Source organism: Caballeronia zhejiangensis (assembly GCF_022879815.1).
GTDB lineage: Bacteria > Pseudomonadota > Gammaproteobacteria > Burkholderiales > Burkholderiaceae > Caballeronia > Caballeronia zhejiangensis.
In genome coordinates, this window is sequence record NZ_CP084286.1 from 618439 (window position 1) to 633435 (window position 14997).

At 63.1% G+C, this 14997-nt stretch carries 14 protein-coding genes; 9 read left to right on the forward strand and 5 right to left on the reverse strand.

Annotation, left to right across the window (positions count from 1 at the left end; genetic code table 11):
* The first annotated feature begins 39 nt into the window (after positions 1-39).
* Together LDZ23_RS28960 and LDZ23_RS28965 are read left to right on the forward strand one after the other, a co-directional pair.
* Positions 40-495, forward strand: a complete 456-nt coding sequence (locus LDZ23_RS28960; protein WP_008346323.1) for a (2Fe-2S)-binding protein — start codon at positions 40-42, stop codon at positions 493-495.
* A complete protein-coding gene (locus tag LDZ23_RS28965) occupies positions 496-2703 on the forward strand; it encodes a xanthine dehydrogenase family protein molybdopterin-binding subunit (protein WP_008346324.1) in 2208 nt (735 codons plus the stop codon).
* 12 nt (positions 2704-2715) lie between these two features.
* Here the strand turns inward: LDZ23_RS28965 and LDZ23_RS28970 are convergent, their stop codons facing one another.
* A complete protein-coding gene (locus LDZ23_RS28970; protein ID WP_033536019.1) occupies positions 2716-4632 on the reverse strand; it encodes an AAA family ATPase in 1917 nt (638 codons plus the stop codon).
* A gap of 514 nt (positions 4633-5146) precedes the next feature.
* Here LDZ23_RS28970 and LDZ23_RS28975 point away from each other — a divergent pair.
* Positions 5147-5308: a DUF1328 family protein gene (locus LDZ23_RS28975; protein WP_008346326.1), complete on the forward strand. Its 162-nt coding sequence runs from the start codon at positions 5147-5149 to the stop codon at positions 5306-5308.
* 131 nt (positions 5309-5439) lie between these two features.
* On the forward strand, positions 5440-6405 hold the full coding sequence (locus LDZ23_RS28980) for a GlxA family transcriptional regulator (RefSeq protein ID WP_244808283.1): 966 nt from the start codon (positions 5440-5442) through the stop codon (positions 6403-6405).
* Positions 6406-6411: 6 nt separating this feature from the next.
* Here the strand turns inward: LDZ23_RS28980 and LDZ23_RS28985 are convergent, their stop codons facing one another.
* Positions 6412-7713, reverse strand: coding sequence for an aspartate aminotransferase family protein (locus LDZ23_RS28985; protein ID WP_008346328.1), 1302 nt, complete (start codon positions 7711-7713; stop codon positions 6412-6414).
* 76 nt (positions 7714-7789) lie between these two features.
* Between LDZ23_RS28985 and LDZ23_RS28990 the strand changes: the two genes are divergently transcribed.
* The 5 genes from LDZ23_RS28990 (at position 7790) to LDZ23_RS29010 (ending at position 11461) form a co-directional block, all read left to right on the forward strand.
* The gene (locus LDZ23_RS28990; RefSeq protein ID WP_008346329.1) at positions 7790-8674 is read left to right on the forward strand and encodes a LysR family transcriptional regulator; all 885 of its coding nucleotides are present in this window, start codon (positions 7790-7792) and stop codon (positions 8672-8674) included.
* A gap of 211 nt (positions 8675-8885) precedes the next feature.
* The gene (locus LDZ23_RS28995; RefSeq protein ID WP_008346330.1) at positions 8886-9395 is read left to right on the forward strand and encodes a helix-turn-helix domain-containing protein; all 510 of its coding nucleotides are present in this window, start codon (positions 8886-8888) and stop codon (positions 9393-9395) included.
* On the forward strand, positions 9392-9805 hold the full coding sequence (locus tag LDZ23_RS29000) for a VOC family protein (RefSeq protein WP_008346331.1): 414 nt from the start codon (positions 9392-9394) through the stop codon (positions 9803-9805). Before LDZ23_RS28995 ends, LDZ23_RS29000 begins: the two co-directional genes overlap by 4 nt.
* Positions 9806-9855: 50 nt before the next feature.
* Positions 9856-10314 (forward strand): SLATT domain-containing protein, encoded by a 459-nt coding sequence (locus LDZ23_RS29005; protein WP_033536018.1) that lies wholly within the window; start codon positions 9856-9858, stop codon positions 10312-10314.
* 505 nt (positions 10315-10819) lie between these two features.
* Entirely contained in the window at positions 10820-11461 is a 642-nt protein-coding gene (locus tag LDZ23_RS29010) for a hypothetical protein (RefSeq protein ID WP_244808284.1), read from the forward strand.
* A 65-nt stretch (positions 11462-11526) separates the two neighbouring features.
* Here the strand turns inward: LDZ23_RS29010 and LDZ23_RS29015 are convergent, their stop codons facing one another.
* The 3 genes from LDZ23_RS29015 to LDZ23_RS29025 form a co-directional block, all read right to left on the reverse strand.
* Complete coding sequence (locus tag LDZ23_RS29015) at positions 11527-11745, reverse strand: hypothetical protein (protein WP_008346335.1); 219 nt, start codon at positions 11743-11745, stop codon at positions 11527-11529.
* 260 nt (positions 11746-12005) lie between these two features.
* The gene (locus LDZ23_RS29020; RefSeq protein ID WP_008346336.1) at positions 12006-13934 is read right to left on the reverse strand and encodes a bifunctional diguanylate cyclase/phosphodiesterase; all 1929 of its coding nucleotides are present in this window, start codon (positions 13932-13934) and stop codon (positions 12006-12008) included.
* A 147-nt stretch (positions 13935-14081) separates the two neighbouring features.
* Positions 14082-14924, reverse strand: coding sequence for an EamA family transporter (locus LDZ23_RS29025; protein ID WP_008346337.1), 843 nt, complete (start codon positions 14922-14924; stop codon positions 14082-14084).
* Positions 14925-14997: the final 73 nt, after the last annotated feature.

Sequence of the window (14997 nt, forward strand, 5' to 3'; positions counted from 1 at the left end):
TAATGGCCGCAAGCTCGAACGACATTCAGGAGACAGCGCATGATCGAAATCGTCGTCAATGACGCGCGGCACTCGCTCGACAATGTACCGGAAGACATGCCGCTGTTGTGGGTGCTGCGCGATCGCATCGGTTTGACGGGCACGAAATTCGGCTGTGGCGGGGGCTTTTGCGGCGCATGCACGGTGCATCTCGATGGCGAGGCCGTGCGTTCGTGCCTGCTGCCGATAGCGGCCGTGGCGGGCAGGCGCATCACGACCATCGAAGGTCTTTCCAGGGACGGCACGCATCCGTTGCAGCGCGCGTGGATTGCGGAAGACGTGCCGCAATGCGGCTATTGTCAGTCGGGACAGTTGATGCAGACAGCGGCGTTTCTGAAGGGCAAACCGTCCGTGAGCGATGACGCCATCGCCGCTGCGATGTCCGGCAACATCTGCCGCTGCGGAACGTATGCGCGCATCCGCAAGGCCATCAAGCGCGCGGCGGCGGAGGTCTGAATGCGTATCGAACATCACGCAGCGCGCCGTCGTTTCATCAAGCAGAGTTCGGCGCTGCTGGCAGCGGGACTATCCGTTGGATTTCGATTGCCCGATGCGTTGGCGAAGAACGGCGATGCTCATCCGCGTGACGGCGAATTCGAGCCGAACGCATGGGTGCGCGTGCTGCCCGACGACACGATCAAGCTCGTCGTCCACAAGCACGATTCGGGCACGGGCACGCGCACCGCGCTCGCCGCGCTCGTCGCCGAAGAGCTGGATGTCGATCCGTTTCGCATCGACGTCATCACGCCTGAGAATCCTTTCTATGCCGATTACATTCATCCCTTGTGGAAGGTGTTTTCCACGGGCGGAAGCACGAGCGTCTCGCTGGAATACGATCGCTTGCGGCGCGCGGGCGCGACTGCGCGTGCCATGCTGATCGAAGCCGCCGCGAAACAATGGAAGGTATCGCCGTCAACGTGCTCGACCGATAACGGCTTCGTGATCGACAACGCGAGCGGCGCGCGTGCCAGCTATGGATCGCTTGCCGTCATCGCCGCGAGCTTGCCCGCGCCAAAAGACGTGCCGTTGAAAGACGCATCGCAATTCAGGTACATCGGCAAGCTGAGCAAGAAGCGCGACGCGGCGCAGAAGGTATGCGGCGCGTTCGCGTATGGCATCGACGTGCGTTTGCCCGGCATGCTCGTCGCGGTCGTGACGCGTGCGCCCGTCATCGACGCGCGCGTGCGCAGCGTCGATGCGAAAGAGGCGCTCGCCGTGCCCGGCGTGCGGCAAGTGCTGCCGATACCCGGACGTCCCGATGTGCTCGGCGGCAATCAGGCGGGCGTCGCCATTCTCGCCGACGACTACTGGTCCGCGCACAAGGGACAAGCCGCATTGCGCGTCGAATGGGAAGATAGTCCGTTCGAAAACTTCGATAGCCGCGATATGCCCGCGCGCCAGGCTGCATGGCTCGACGATCCCGCTGCGCGCGTCGTGCCGACCATCACGAACGGCGACGCCGATGCCATCATCAAGCATGGCGCGCGCGTGATTCAGGCGTCTTATTCGATGCCGTACAAGGCCGCGAATCCGCTCGAACCCATCAACGTGACGGCGTGGTCGAAGGACGGCGGCATTGCGTATTGGGGCGGCTTGCAAGTGCCGTCGACGGCGCAGGAGGCGGCGCAAGTCATCGGCGGCATTCCGGCCGATCGTGTCGTGCTGCATGAACTGGTTTCGGGCGGCAGCTTCGGTGCGCGCGAATCGAAGTACTGGCTCTTCGAAGTCACATGGCTCGCGTTGCAAACCGGCAAGCCCGTCAAGCTGATGAATAGCCGCGAGGACGAAATGCGCGCGCTCTTCTATCACTCGGCGAGTCATCATCGCGCAAAGGCCACGCTCGATGCACGCGGCAATCTTTCGGCGCTGCAACTGCGCGCGGTGATGCCGGCATCGCCGGAACAATGGGAGCCGGGCTATTTCGATCGTCCCGATCGCATGGACTACAGCACCACGGAAGCAATCAGCAAGTTCGAGTTCGCGTATGGCGCGCCGAATGTGGATATCGGCTGGGTGCGTCATGAAACGGGCGTGCCAACGGGCTGGTATCGCGCGGTGAGTTATATCCCGAACGTGTTCGCGGTCGAATCGTTCATGGATGAAGCCGCGCATAAGGGACACCGCGATGCGGTGGACTTTCGCATCGCGCATATGAAGGACGCGCGCCATGTCGCGGTATTGCGCGAGGCCGCGATGCGGGCCGGCTGGGGCAAGCCGTTGCCGCGCGGCACCGCGCTCGGCGTTGCGACGAATCGCGCGTACGGCAGTTATGTCGCGGTGATCGCGCGCGTCTCGCGCAAGGATGACGGTATCGTGATCGAGAAGCTCACGTGCGTGGCCGACTGCGGGCTCGCGGTGTCGCCCGGCGGTGTGGAAGAGCAGCTATACGGCGGCTTGATGTGGGGACTCGGACACGCACTCGCCGACCGCATCGACATTCGGCACGGCCAGGTTCAGCAGACCAATTTCGATGCGTATCGCGTGATGCGCATGAGCGACATGCCCGACATCGACATACGCATCATGCAGGGCGATCCGGCGAAGCCTGGCGGCGTAGGCGAGTTGTCGAGCCCGTCGGTTGCGCCGGCCGTTGCCAATGCCGTGTTCACGCTGACCGGCAAGCGCCTGCGCGAGACGCCGTTCGATTTGCGACGGCTCGCGTGAAGAAGTAACCGCTCAGGCGGCCAGCACTTCGTTGGCCGCCTCGACATTCGCGACAGCCGCCGCATGCTCGCGGATCAGGCGATAAACCGTCTCGCCCGGCACGGTTTCCGATTCGAGCAATTCATCGGCGATCGCGCGCAACACCGGCTCGTTGGCTTGCAGCAGGGCGAAGCATTCGTCGCTCAGATCGTGCAGCAACGCGTTCGCATGACCGATCGAATTCTTGAGCTGCAAGCCCGCATACTGCTGCGGCAACGCCGCGAGGCTGAACAGATTGCCTTCCTCGTTGAAGCCGAACTTCGACACCATATCGAGGCTGATGCGCGACGCCTCCTGAAGATCCGATGCCGCGCCGCTCGATGCTTCCTTGAACATGAGCAGTTCCGCGTTGCGCCCGCCGAGCAGCACCTGAATCTCGTTGCGCAATTCGGTTTCGCGATACAGATGCTTGTCCTGCATCTTCGTGATGAGCGCGACGCCCAGAGCGCCGCCGCGCGGCAGGATCGTCACTTCTTCGAGCACGCCGGTGCCGAGCAGCGCCGCAACGAGGCCGTGACCCGCTTCATGCACCGCGATGCGCGTGCGTTCGTCATCCGATAGCGCGCGTTCCGCGCCGTTCACATCGCCGATGCGCGCGATCTTGATCGCTTCGAGGAAATGCGCCGCCGATACTTCACGTTCGCCCGCCTTGCGCGCGACGAGTCCTGCCTGATTGACGATCATCGACAGCGTGGCGGGCGAGAGGCCCGTCGTCAGACGTGCGAGCTGATCGAAGTCGATGTCGTCGCGCTTCGTCTTCAAGCTGTCCGCGTAGAAACGCAGGATGTCCGCGCGATCTTCGACGCCCGGCAAACGCACTTGCACCGTGCGATCGAAACGGCCGGGACGACGCAGCGCTTCATCGAGATTGTCGGGATGATTCGTCGCCGCGACGATGATGACGCCTTCGTTCGATGCGAAGCCGTCCATCTCCGCGAGCAGTTGATTGATGATGCGATTGCTTTCCGCTTCGACCGGGCCGCCGCCGGTATCGGTGCGCTTGCCGAGGCCATCGGCTTCGTCGATGAAGATGACGGTCGGCGCATTCTTGCGCGCGAGCTCGAACAGATGCTTCACCTTCTGAATGCCGACGCCGTAGTACTTCGCGCTGAAATAACTGCCCGTGATCGCGATGAAGTTCGCGCCGCATTCGCCCGCGAGCGCCTGCGCGAGCCGCGTCTTGCCGACGCCCGGTCCGCCCGTCATCAGGATGCCGCACGGCGCGCGCACGCCCATGCCGGTGAATTGCGCGGGCTCGGTGAGCCACGCGCGCACGTCGTTGAGCGCGGCTTTCGCTTCGCCCGCGCCGATGACGTCATCGAAACGCAGCGTCGGCGATTCGCCGAGCAATTGCGCGCCGCCGCGCATTTCGCGGCGCATGAACCAGAGAAGGCCGCCGATCATCAGGAGCGGCAGCAAGAGACTCAGCGCGTCGCGCGAACGGTCGAACATCTCGCTCCAGCGCGCAATGCCCGTGCGCACGTTGGCGTCGGGCAGCCATACGAGTTGATACGGCGAGGCCGCGTCGGGCTTCATATCGCCGAGCAGCAATGCGTTGGAGAACGCGCCGTTATGATCGGCCACGTAATACTTCTCGCCCTTCGTCGTGGAGACGAGAATCGCGTCGGGACTCACGCCGATCGTCGCGACATTCTTCGCGCGAATATCGGTCAGCATTTCCGATGCGTCTTTCTCGCGATGCGTCCACGGCGATGCGTCATGGCGCATCTGATTGGCGACGCCCGTCAGCGCCGCTGTCTGCGATTGCGCGGCCCGCACTTCATGGCGCCAATGCAGAAAGCCCGCGCCCGTCACGAGCGCGGCCGCGATCACACCATAAGCGATATATCGGCCAACGCGTGACCGCAGCGAATTCCTTGCCGGTTTCATCAATTCTGTCCAATGGGCCCGCACGCGCGGCGCCCTAAAGCAATCGTCGGAGGAATGGCATCCGAACGTGTGTCTCTTATCGTGCTTCGGTGGTGGGATGCCCGCGCGCATGTCTTGATGCTCAAGATGGCGAAGCGATCGACCTTGAACCGCAGATCGTCAACCATGCGAGCATGGCCCTGTTTGCAGGGATTGCTTCGCTGGAATGGTGCCCGTAATGCATGACCATTCGATAACGCGAAGCAGCGCGCGAACGAGCGTTCGACACGCCGTTTCAAATACACGTCCCTTTTTTTTGATTAACGGCAGGTAACGGGTCTTCTTGACGGCAATGTAAAAAACGCGTGATCCGCGCTCGCAGCGTGATGCGGGTTTGATGGCGTATGCAGGACGAGGCCAAGGATAGCACGGCAGAAAACGATGCTCCATCCGGTAAGGAATACTGCTTGCTTACGCTAGAGAACTCCGCGCACATGGGGCGCGCGGCGTACTCGGACGAGAGGGAGATAACATCATGTTGTATTACGCGTTGGTCTTTTTCATCATCGCGATCATCGCTGCCGCGCTCGGATTCGGCGGTATCGCGGCGGGCGCGGCGGGCATCGCGAAGATCCTGTTCTTCATATTCCTCGTGATTTTCCTCGTGACGCTGGTAATGGGCCTCATGCGACGTTGACGGCTCTCAAGCAAAAGGCGTCGTGCCGAGGCTGGTCGGCACGACGCATTTTTTTTGTTCCTCGTTTAACGTAGCCGCCTGGACGAAAGATCGGTATCGTCGCAAATGACAACTTCTGGGTCATTTGCGCCATGCACATCGCGATACTCGCTCTCGATGGTCTCTTCGATACCGGCCTCGCCGTGACGCTCGACACGCTCAGAGGAGCGAACGGGTTGGCCGCGCGCACGATGGGCGGATCCCCGCGCTTCGATGTATCCACTGTTGGCGTGCGCAAGCGCGTGCGTTCGGGTCACGGCTTCGCGATTCCGGTGGAACCCGTCACGCCCGATTTGAAGCCGGACTGGGTCATCGTTCCGGCGCTCGCCGCGACGACGCCGGAACTGCTGCTGCCCGCACTGGAACGCGCCGACGTCAAGGACGCCGTGCGGCAATTGCAGAAGTGGCGCGCGCAAGGCGTATCGATCGGGGCGTCCTGCATCGGGACGTTTCTGCTCGCGGAAGCAGGATTGCTCGATCATCGGCAGGCGACATCGACGTGGTCGCTCGCGCCGCTTTTCAGGCAACGCTATCCGCATGTTCTGCTCGACGAATCGCGGATGCTCGTGCCGACCGATATCGGCGTGACGGCCGGCGCCGCGATGGGGCATCTCGATCTCGCGCTGTGGCTCGTGCGCAAGTCGAGCCCCGAGCTGGCCGCGCTCGTGTCGCGCTTTCTGCTCGCCGATATCCGCACGTCGCAGGCGCCGTACATCATCCCGAACCATCTCGCGCAGGCAGATCCGCTGATCCAGCGTTTCGAGCGCTGGGCGCGCGACCATCTGAAGGAAGGGTTTTCGCTGCAGCACGCGGCGAACGCGCTGGCGACGAGCACGCGCTCGCTTCAGCGCCGATGCCAGGAAGTGCTCGGCAAATCGCCGCTGGCGTACTTTCAGGACTTGCGCGTCGAACGCGCGCAATCGCTTCTGCACGGCAGCGGACTCGATCTCGGAGCGATCGCCGCCGAAGTCGGCTACGAAGACGGCGCGACTTTGCGAACGCTTTTACGTCAGCGCTTGGGACGCGGCGTGCGCGATCTGCGCGCCGGCCTGCGCTGACGATGCCTACAACGAACGCTCGATAGCCTTGCCGAGCAGATCGAGCCCGAGGTCGATCTCTTCCTCGCTCACGGTCAGCGGCGGCGCGATGCGGAACACGCCCCCCATGCCCGGCAATTGCACGATGTTCATGCTCAGGCCGAGATTCATGCATTCGCGCGTGATCTTCGCGCCGAGACCATCGGCGGGTTCCTTCGTGCGGCGATCCTTGACGATCTCCACGCCGAGCAGCAAGCCGCGGCCGCGCACGTCGCCGATGCAGTCGAAGCGCTCCATCAGATCGAGCAGGCCGCGTTGCAGGCGCGCGCTCATCACGTTCGCGCGCGCGACGAGGCCATCGCGTTCGACCACATCCAGCACGCGCAGGCCGACGGCGGCGGGCAGCGGATCGGATACGTGCGTCGTGTAGAACAGATAGCCGAGCGCATGCGCCTTCTCTTCGATTTCCGCCGATGTGACGACGGCCGCGAGCGGCAAGCCCGCGCCGAGCGTCTTCGATAGCGTGAGGATGTCGGGCGTGACGCCGTCGCGCTGGCACGCGAACATGGTGCCCGTCCGGCCGATGCCGGTTTGCGCTTCGTCGAGAATCAGCAGCATGCCGCGCTCTTCGCACTTGCGCTTTAGCGCCGCCATGTAGCCTTCCGGCAATTCGATGATGCCGCCAGAGCTCAGAATCGGTTCCGCGATGAACGCGGCGAGATTGCCGCTCGACTGCCGGTCGATGAGATCGAATGCGTAGTCGAGTTCCGCGAGCCAGTCGTATCGGCCGTTGTGCTCGAAGCGCGCGCGATATGGGAACGGCGCGGGAATCGCGAATGACCCGACCGCCGCGGGACCGACGCCCTTGCGCCCCGCGCTGTACGTTGCGGACGCCGCGTGACCCGTCATGCCGTGCCACGACTGCGCAAAGCCGACGACTTCGTATTTGCCGGTGACGAGCTTCGCCATGCGGATCGCGGCCTCGTTCGATTCGGCGCCGGTGCTCAGCAAGAGCGCGCGATCGAGACCGGCGGGCGTGATATCGGCGAGACGCGTCGCGAGATCGACGACGGGACGCGATAGCATCCCGCTGAAGAGATGATCCAGCTTGCCCGCATATTCGCCGATCACCGACACGATCTCGGGATGGCTGTGGCCAAGCACGGCGCTCATTTGTCCGGAGGTGAAATCGAGGATGGCGCGGCCATCGGCATCGTAGACGAAGCTGCCTTGCGCGCGCTCGATGATCATCGGCTCGAACGTGCCGCCGTAGCGGATGAGGTGCTGTCTGGCGTTGCGCCAGAAAGTTGCGTCGTTGTTCAGGGACACCGTGCTTCTCCTGGCGGGATAGGAAGGAATCTGCAGTGTAGACAACGCTCAGGTTTTATAGAATCGAATAGTTCTAATGCGAGATAGAAGAGGCGCTAATACCTTGAGCCTGTCACTGGAAATCGAGTTGTTGCGCTCGTTTGCCGTCATCGCGGAAGTGCGTGCGCTGAGTCGCGCGGCCGAGCGCATCGGACGGACGCAATCGGCGCTGAGCCAGCAGATGAAGCGGCTCGAGGATATCGTCGATCAGCCGCTTTTTCAGCGCACCGGACGCGGCGTCGTCCTGACGAATCCCGGCGAGCGCCTGCTGGTTCACGCACAGCGCATCCTGCGTCTGCACGACGAGGCGATGGCCGATCTGTGCGGAAAAGGCTTGTCGGGCAGCATCCGCTTCGGCTGTCCGGACGATTACGCCGCCGTGTTCCTGCCGAGCCTGCTGCGGCAATTTTCGAGTCAGCATCCGCACGCGCTGGTGGAAGTCGTGTGCGGGCCGACGCCCCGGCTCGCCGAGCAACTGAAAAAGCGCGCGCTCGATCTCGCGATGCTCTCGCTTCCCGAAGACAAACCCGGCGGCGAGGTCATCCGGCGCCAGCAACTGGTCTGGATCGGCTGTCCGGGGATGGATTCCGCGCATTACGATCCGTTGCCGCTCGCGCTCTCCGATCCGGACACGCTCGATCACATCGCCGCATGCGAAGCCTTGCAGCGCGCGGGCAGGGCGTATCGCATCGCGTACGCGAGCAGCAGTCTCGCGGGGCTCACGGCGCTGGTGCGCTCGGGGCAGGCGTTCGCGGTCATCACGCAGACCGCCGTGCCCGCCGATCTGTGCGTGCTGAATGCGGATGCCGGGTTGCCGGCCTTGCCGGGCGTCGGCATAACGCTGAAGTTCGCGCGCGAGCGTCCTTCGATGTTGACATCGGCGTTCGCGGAACACATCCGTCTCACGCTGCCGTTGTTGTGATGCAAGACCGATTGCGCGAATTGGGCCGCAAAACGGCCGCTTTCCGGCACATCGCGCATCGGGGACGCGGGCTAAGATACTTTCCATCTCCTCTAGCTCTTTCTTCTCAGGGAATGAGCGACTTTTGCGTCGTGCGGATAGCCTCTGCACGACGTTTTTCTTTGTGCGCGCCGGGCTACACTAGCCGCTCGTTTTCCGCACCCCGAACGCCATGCCGACTCGCAAACCCGCCACCGCCGATGCGTTGCAAGATCCGGCATTGTTGCGGCGTCTGTTGCGCGCCAAAGATCGCATGGACGCGTGTTCGCACGAGGACTGGCCGGTCAGCCGTCTGGCCGAAGTCAGCGGGGTCTCCGAAGCGCATTTCGCGCGATCGTTCAAGCGCGCGTTCGGCGTTCCGCCGCATCGCTATCTGCTGACGCGGCGCATCGAGCAGGCCGTCACGCTGTTGCGCGACACCGAGCTCGCCATCACGGATATTGCCTTCGTCACCGGCTGGGAAAGTCTCGGAACGTTCGGCCGCATCTTTCGCGATATCACCGGCCACAGTCCGAGCGCGATGCGCGTGCAAGCGCGCGCCGGCGTCGACGCGCTCGATCGCGTGCCCGCGTGCGTGCTGAAGGCCGCGCAACGACCCGATCTCACGATCGCAGTTTTGGAGAAGCGGCGGCGCGGTGCGAAAGGTACAGTGCGGCCATCTTCAACGAAGGAGGTCACATGAATCAGGGCATCGGCGTGGTGGGCATCTATGTCGACGATCAGGACGAAGCGCTTGCGTTTTACGTCGACAAGCTCGGTTTTCGGGTTCATACCGACGTGCGCAACGGCACGTATCGATGGCTCACGGTGCAGCATCCGGATCAGCCGTCGTTTCAGCTCGGCCTGTTCGCGCCGGGCGCGCCGATCCACGACGATGCGACCGCGCAAACGCTGCGCGCGATGGTCGCAAAGGGCGCGATGCCGCCGCTCGTGCTGTCCGTCGCGGACTGCCGCGCGACTTACGAGCGGCTGAAGGCGAGCGGCGTGGAGTTCACGCAGGAACCGGTCGATCGCTACGGCAGCGTCGATGCCGGTTTTCGCGATCCCGCGGGCAATGGCTGGAAGATGATTCAAGCGCCATCGGGACGGTAAATGTCCTGATTAGCCGGGAGGATGAAGTCTGTTCGTAGAGTGCTTAGAACATGACCGAAACCTCATATCAACCGCCCCGAGACATGTCGACGCTCGTGCTGGCGTGGATCCGGCGCGCGCGCGAATCGCAGATTCGTCATTACACGATGGCCGACCGGCTGACGCGCTGCGGCAGACGGCTCGGGCTTGCGGTCATCGGCATCACGGCGGCGACGGGCACGTCCGCGTTTTTATCGCTCGTAGCGACGGCGGTGTCGCCGGATGTGCACATCCTGATCGGGATGACGAGTCTGAGCGCTGCCGTGCTCGCCTCGTTGCAGACGTTTTTGCGCTATAGCGAGCGTGCGGAATTGCATCGCCGTGCGGGTGCGCAGTACGGCGCCGTGCGGCGGCGTCTCGAAGCGATTCATGCGGCAGATGTTTCTCTGCGTGATGCGTGTGTCGTCGATGCGGTGCGCGATGAACTCGACCAGATCGCACAGACGGCGCCGCATTTGCCGCGCGCATGATTAACCGTTACTAAAGTTCCGAGTGCTGATTAGTCATTGATTAGACGTAGCGAAGCGAAACCCGCTATTCGACTGACAAATGACCCTGTTCAAAGGGGGTTGTTTGTGCTTCCGAAACAATGCCCGGTGTGCTACGGTAATTCGTATGTATTACTTGCGACCGGACGATCGCTGATTGTCGATCGGCCTTCCGAAATGATTCGGATGGAGTGTGACAATGGAACAGCGAGGCGATGGCTCGCTTTATTTCGTCATCTGCCCCCGATGTGAAACCCTTTCATCAGTAGAAGAAAGCGTGTGCCCGTTTTGCGGCGCCGACCGCCACGGGGCCGTGCTGACGAGGGGCGCGGAGACAGCTCTGCGGGCAGTCGAGGCGGCGCGAGGCGTGACGCGCCAGTTTGCGCCACAGGGCGAAGTGGCCCGCGTGCGATGGCCGGCGCGTTCGAGAACATACGAAGCGCGTTTACCCGCGCCTGCGCCTGCCTCCATCGCCAATGGCACTGCCGTGCTTGCGACGGGGCGTCCATCGCATTCGATACTCGCAACGGTCGTCATGGCCGCCGTCGTGCTCGGTGCGTGTTTTCTCGCGCGTGCTTACTTCGAGCAGCACGGATCGACACCACGCGCGGGAACGCTGCCTGTGGCCGTCGCAGGCACGGTCCGTCCGATCGAGACGAAGGCCGCGCCGATCGCCGCCATCAATATCGATTCGGCGGACAGAATCGTGGACGGCCCGCTGCGCTCCGCCGCGCGTCCGTCAGCGGAAGCTGCGTCGCCACTGATTCCTGTCACGGCATCGAGCAAGGACAGCACGCGGCAGAGCGTGATTCCCGAACGCTCGATCGCAAAAAAACCGTCGACGCACGGCGCGAAGCAATCGGTCAAGACATCGAAAGCGAAACCCGTATCGAAGTCGGCTTCTGCATGTTCGCGCAAGTCCGAGCGCGCGTGCGCTGAAGCAGCGAAAGGCCGCGTATCCAGGACCGAGCCGAAGCAGCGTCAGACGCGCGCGGCGCCGCCTGCTGCGCCCGCCGCACGAGCGAAAACCGACACGAAGGAATTTCAGAAGGTCGCGGCCATCGCTCCGGCGGTGAAGCCCGCGATGACCGCCGACGATAGCTGGCGTCCGAGCAAGAAGAAGAACTGAAAACCCGCGCGGATCGGAAAGGAAAGGGAAGCGCTTCGCGCGGGACGCGAAGCGCGCTGACGATCTTATTCGACGGCTTCCCAGTGTTCGTCGACTGTCTTATCGGTCACGCGTACCTTCGCGACCATCGGCGCATAGCCGCGCAGCTTGATCTCATCGACGGCGAGCCGCTCCGAACGATAACTCTGCTGCGTCATTCTCGTACCGTCAGGGAATTCGAGCGCGTAACCGTCGATCGGTCCCCACTGGCCCTTCGGCATCGGTTCGACATAGACATTCTGCATCGCGTTTCTCCAGCTTGATTGGAAAGCACCGGGCGGTTCGCATCGGCGAACGTGCGCCTCTTGTATAAGAGGTTAGCGAAGAAAGGGACGCGGCCGGCGACGAGGCGTGAGGCCGCGAAGCAAATATTTATCGAAGTAAATCAATGCTCTAGTTGCGGGTTCCCATGATGAGAAAGCCCATTCTCCGATATGCAACTCGCGGCATGCTGCCATGCAGCGCGCGTTTTCGTGAAACGGACCTTCATTGCATATCGTGGAAGTCAGTGATGCACGGCGCTGCGGCGATCGGCATCGAGATAGTTGTTGATCGTCGGCGCGACGTCCGCCGCGACGGATGCGAAGCGAAAGCCGTTGCGTCCCTTGCGCTTCGCTTCGTACATCGCGCGATCCGCGTCGCCGAGCATCGCTTCGGCGGACGTGTCGAAGCCGCCCGCGCACATCGCGATGCCGACGCTCGTGCCGAGATGCGCTTCGACGCGGCCGAGTTCGAACGGCCGTCCGATCGCGCGGCAAATGTCCTGCGCGATGCGGCTGCATGCACTCGATGACGAAATCCCGCGCGCCAGCAGCACGAATTCATCGCCGGCGAGGCGGCAGACGAGATCGCCCGCGCGCGTCGTCTTTTTCAGGCGCGCGGCCACCTGTATCAACAGCGCGTCGCCGACGTCGTGACCGTGCTGATCGTTGATGCTCTTGAAGCCGTCGAGGTCCATGAAGAAGAGCGCGAAAGGCACGGCGTCATCGCGGGCGGCATCGACGGAAAGCGCGAGTTGCTCGGCGAGCGCGCGCCGGTTCGGCAGGCCCGTGAGCGCGTCCAGCATGACTTCGGAGCGCATCTGATTTTCGCGCCGCTTGGTCTCGGTGATGTCCTGCGACATGATGTAGAAACCGGCAATTTCCTCGCGCTGAAACTCGGGAATATACGTCGCGTTCCAGACGCGGCTCGGCGCGCCTTCATAGACGATGTCCTCGTGCGTCACGCGTTCGCCGGCGAGCACGCGGCGAAAGTAAGGCAGACAGCGCTCGAAGGTCGACGCGCCGATCGTGTCGCGCACAGTCTTGCCACGCAACGCCGAAGGCTCGACGCCGAACACCTCGCGATACACCTGATTGTTGAAGCGATAGCGCAGGTCAGCATCGACGTGTGCGATGAGAACGGGCAGATTGTCCGTGATCGTCTGCAGCGCGGCGCGATTGCTGGTGAGCTCGCGCGTGCGTTCGAGCACGCGGCGCTCCAGTTCCTGCCGATAATCGCGCAACACCTGTTCGCTGTATTTGCGGCTCGAGATGTCGTGCGCGACGCTCACGAAATGCAGCGGCTCGCCGCGTTCGTCCCGAATCAGCGCGACGGAAAGCTCGACCCAAACCGGCTCGCCGTTACGGCGGCGATATCGTTTTTCCAGCGTATACGTCTTGCTCGTGCCGTCGAGCAGTTCCGCGACGAGTTGCAGATCGGCCGACAGATCCGCTTCGTCGGTGATCTGCTGAAAGGTCATCGTGACGAGTTCATCGGCGCTATAACCGGTGATTTCGCACAGCTTCGGATTCACTTCGACGAAGCGGCCCTCCAGATCGACGATAGCCTTGCCCGTCGGCGTCTGTTCGAAGATCGTATGAAAGCGCGTCTCGGACAGGCGCAGCTTGCGGCGGTCGGCTTCCTGAATCTCACGCGTTTCGCGCGCGGCTTCGCGCTGCACGATCTCGCGCTCGACGGTCGCCGCGAGATCGCACAGCGCGGCCTGCGAGCTTGCCGTGAGTTTGCGCGGCTTCGTGTCGATCGCGCAAAGCGTGCCGAGCACGAGACCTCTGGACGAGCGCAACGGCACGCCCGCATAGAAGCGGATGTGTGGCGCGCCCCTGACGAGCGGATTGCCGGCGAAGCGCGCATCCGCGTGAGCGTCCTCGACGAGCAGCAGACGTTCGGAGTGAAGCGCGTGCGCGCAGAACGACACGTCGCGCGCGGTTTCGCATACATCGAGTCCGACACGCGACTTGAACCATTGCCGATGTTCATCGACGAGCGATACCAGCGCGATCGGCACCTGCAACAGCTCGGCGACGACGCGCGTTACGCGGTCGAACACTTCTTCCTGTGGCGTGTCGAGCAGGTCGAGACTGTGCAGCAACTGGAGCCGCTTCGCTTCGTCGGCGGGCAGAGGCGCCGTGTGCCATTCGTGTACGGGTTGCAAGGTTCTTCTCGATTCGGTATTCGCCATCGGGCCCAATGCCACGATGAGCAATTTATCGAACCTTCCGCAATCCCGATTCGCCGATCAAAGGCCGGCTTTTCCCTCAGTTCGCGAGATGTGCCTTACGGACGAAATGACGCAGAGCGGTCAGAGCCCCAGGCAAACCGCCCCGACCGCGACCACCACGCAGGCGAGCCAGCGCCTCGCGCTGACGGCTTCCTGAAGGAACACGCGCCCGATGAGCGCCGCGAACACGACGCTCGTTTCGCGCAACGCGGAGACCGTGCCCATCGCGCCGGATTGCATCGCCCAGATCACGATGCCGTAAGCCGCGATCGACACGAGGCCGCCCGCGAGCGACGAACCCACGGCCATCGGCGCTCGCTTCACGGGCGTCCATAGCGCCGCGGGCCCGCGTTTCGCGACGAAAATCATCGGCATGAACCAATAGAACATGAACATCCACGCGGTGTAGGTGAGCGCTTCGCCATCGGACAGACGCACGCCGATGCCGTCGATCACCGTGTAGATCGCGATGGTCACGCCCGTCGTCAACGCGGCGAGCACCCCCGCGCGCGATACGCGGCCGCCCTGCAATGCAAGCGCGATGATGCCGCCCGAGATCAGCACGATCCCGAGCGCATGCAGCGGGCCGATCGCCTCGTGCGCGAAGATGGCCGCGCCGAGCGTGACGAGCATTGGCGACGATCCGCGCGCGATCGGATAAGCCTGGGCGAGATCGCCGCGCCGATACGAGCGCACGAGGCTCACGTTGTAGACGATATGCACGAGCCCCGACGCGACGATGTAGGGCCACGCGGCTTTCGCGGGCATCGGCAGATAGAAGACGACGATCGCGGACACGGCGCCGATCGCGATGCTCATCCACGTCATCGAGAGGAACCGGTCGCGGTTGCCATGGAGCATCGCGTTCCAGCTTGCGTGGAGCACGGCTGCCAAGAGAACGACACCGCCGGTGTAGGTGAACATGCTTTCTTATGTCGGTTATATGACGGATAGTTACTAGAATAACTATCTTGTGAGCCGCCCACAAACCATATAA

Coding starts and splice junctions, on each gene's coding strand:
- LDZ23_RS28960 (WP_008346323.1), top strand. CDS start 40: ATGATCGAAATCGTCGTCAATGACGCGCGGCACTCGCTCGACAATGTA.
- LDZ23_RS28965 (WP_008346324.1), top strand. CDS start 496: ATGCGTATCGAACATCACGCAGCGCGCCGTCGTTTCATCAAGCAGAGT.
- LDZ23_RS28970 (WP_033536019.1), bottom strand. CDS start 4,632: ATGAAACCGGCAAGGAATTCGCTGCGGTCACGCGTTGGCCGATATATC.
- LDZ23_RS28975 (WP_008346326.1), top strand. CDS start 5,147: ATGTTGTATTACGCGTTGGTCTTTTTCATCATCGCGATCATCGCTGCC.
- LDZ23_RS28980 (WP_244808283.1), top strand. CDS start 5,440: ATGCACATCGCGATACTCGCTCTCGATGGTCTCTTCGATACCGGCCTC.
- LDZ23_RS28990 (WP_008346329.1), top strand. CDS start 7,790: ATGCGAGATAGAAGAGGCGCTAATACCTTGAGCCTGTCACTGGAAATC.
- LDZ23_RS28995 (WP_008346330.1), top strand. CDS start 8,886: ATGCCGACTCGCAAACCCGCCACCGCCGATGCGTTGCAAGATCCGGCA.
- LDZ23_RS29000 (WP_008346331.1), top strand. CDS start 9,392: ATGAATCAGGGCATCGGCGTGGTGGGCATCTATGTCGACGATCAGGAC.
- LDZ23_RS29005 (WP_033536018.1), top strand. CDS start 9,856: ATGACCGAAACCTCATATCAACCGCCCCGAGACATGTCGACGCTCGTG.
- LDZ23_RS29015 (WP_008346335.1), bottom strand. CDS start 11,745: ATGCAGAATGTCTATGTCGAACCGATGCCGAAGGGCCAGTGGGGACCG.
- LDZ23_RS29025 (WP_008346337.1), bottom strand. CDS start 14,924: ATGTTCACCTACACCGGCGGTGTCGTTCTCTTGGCAGCCGTGCTCCAC.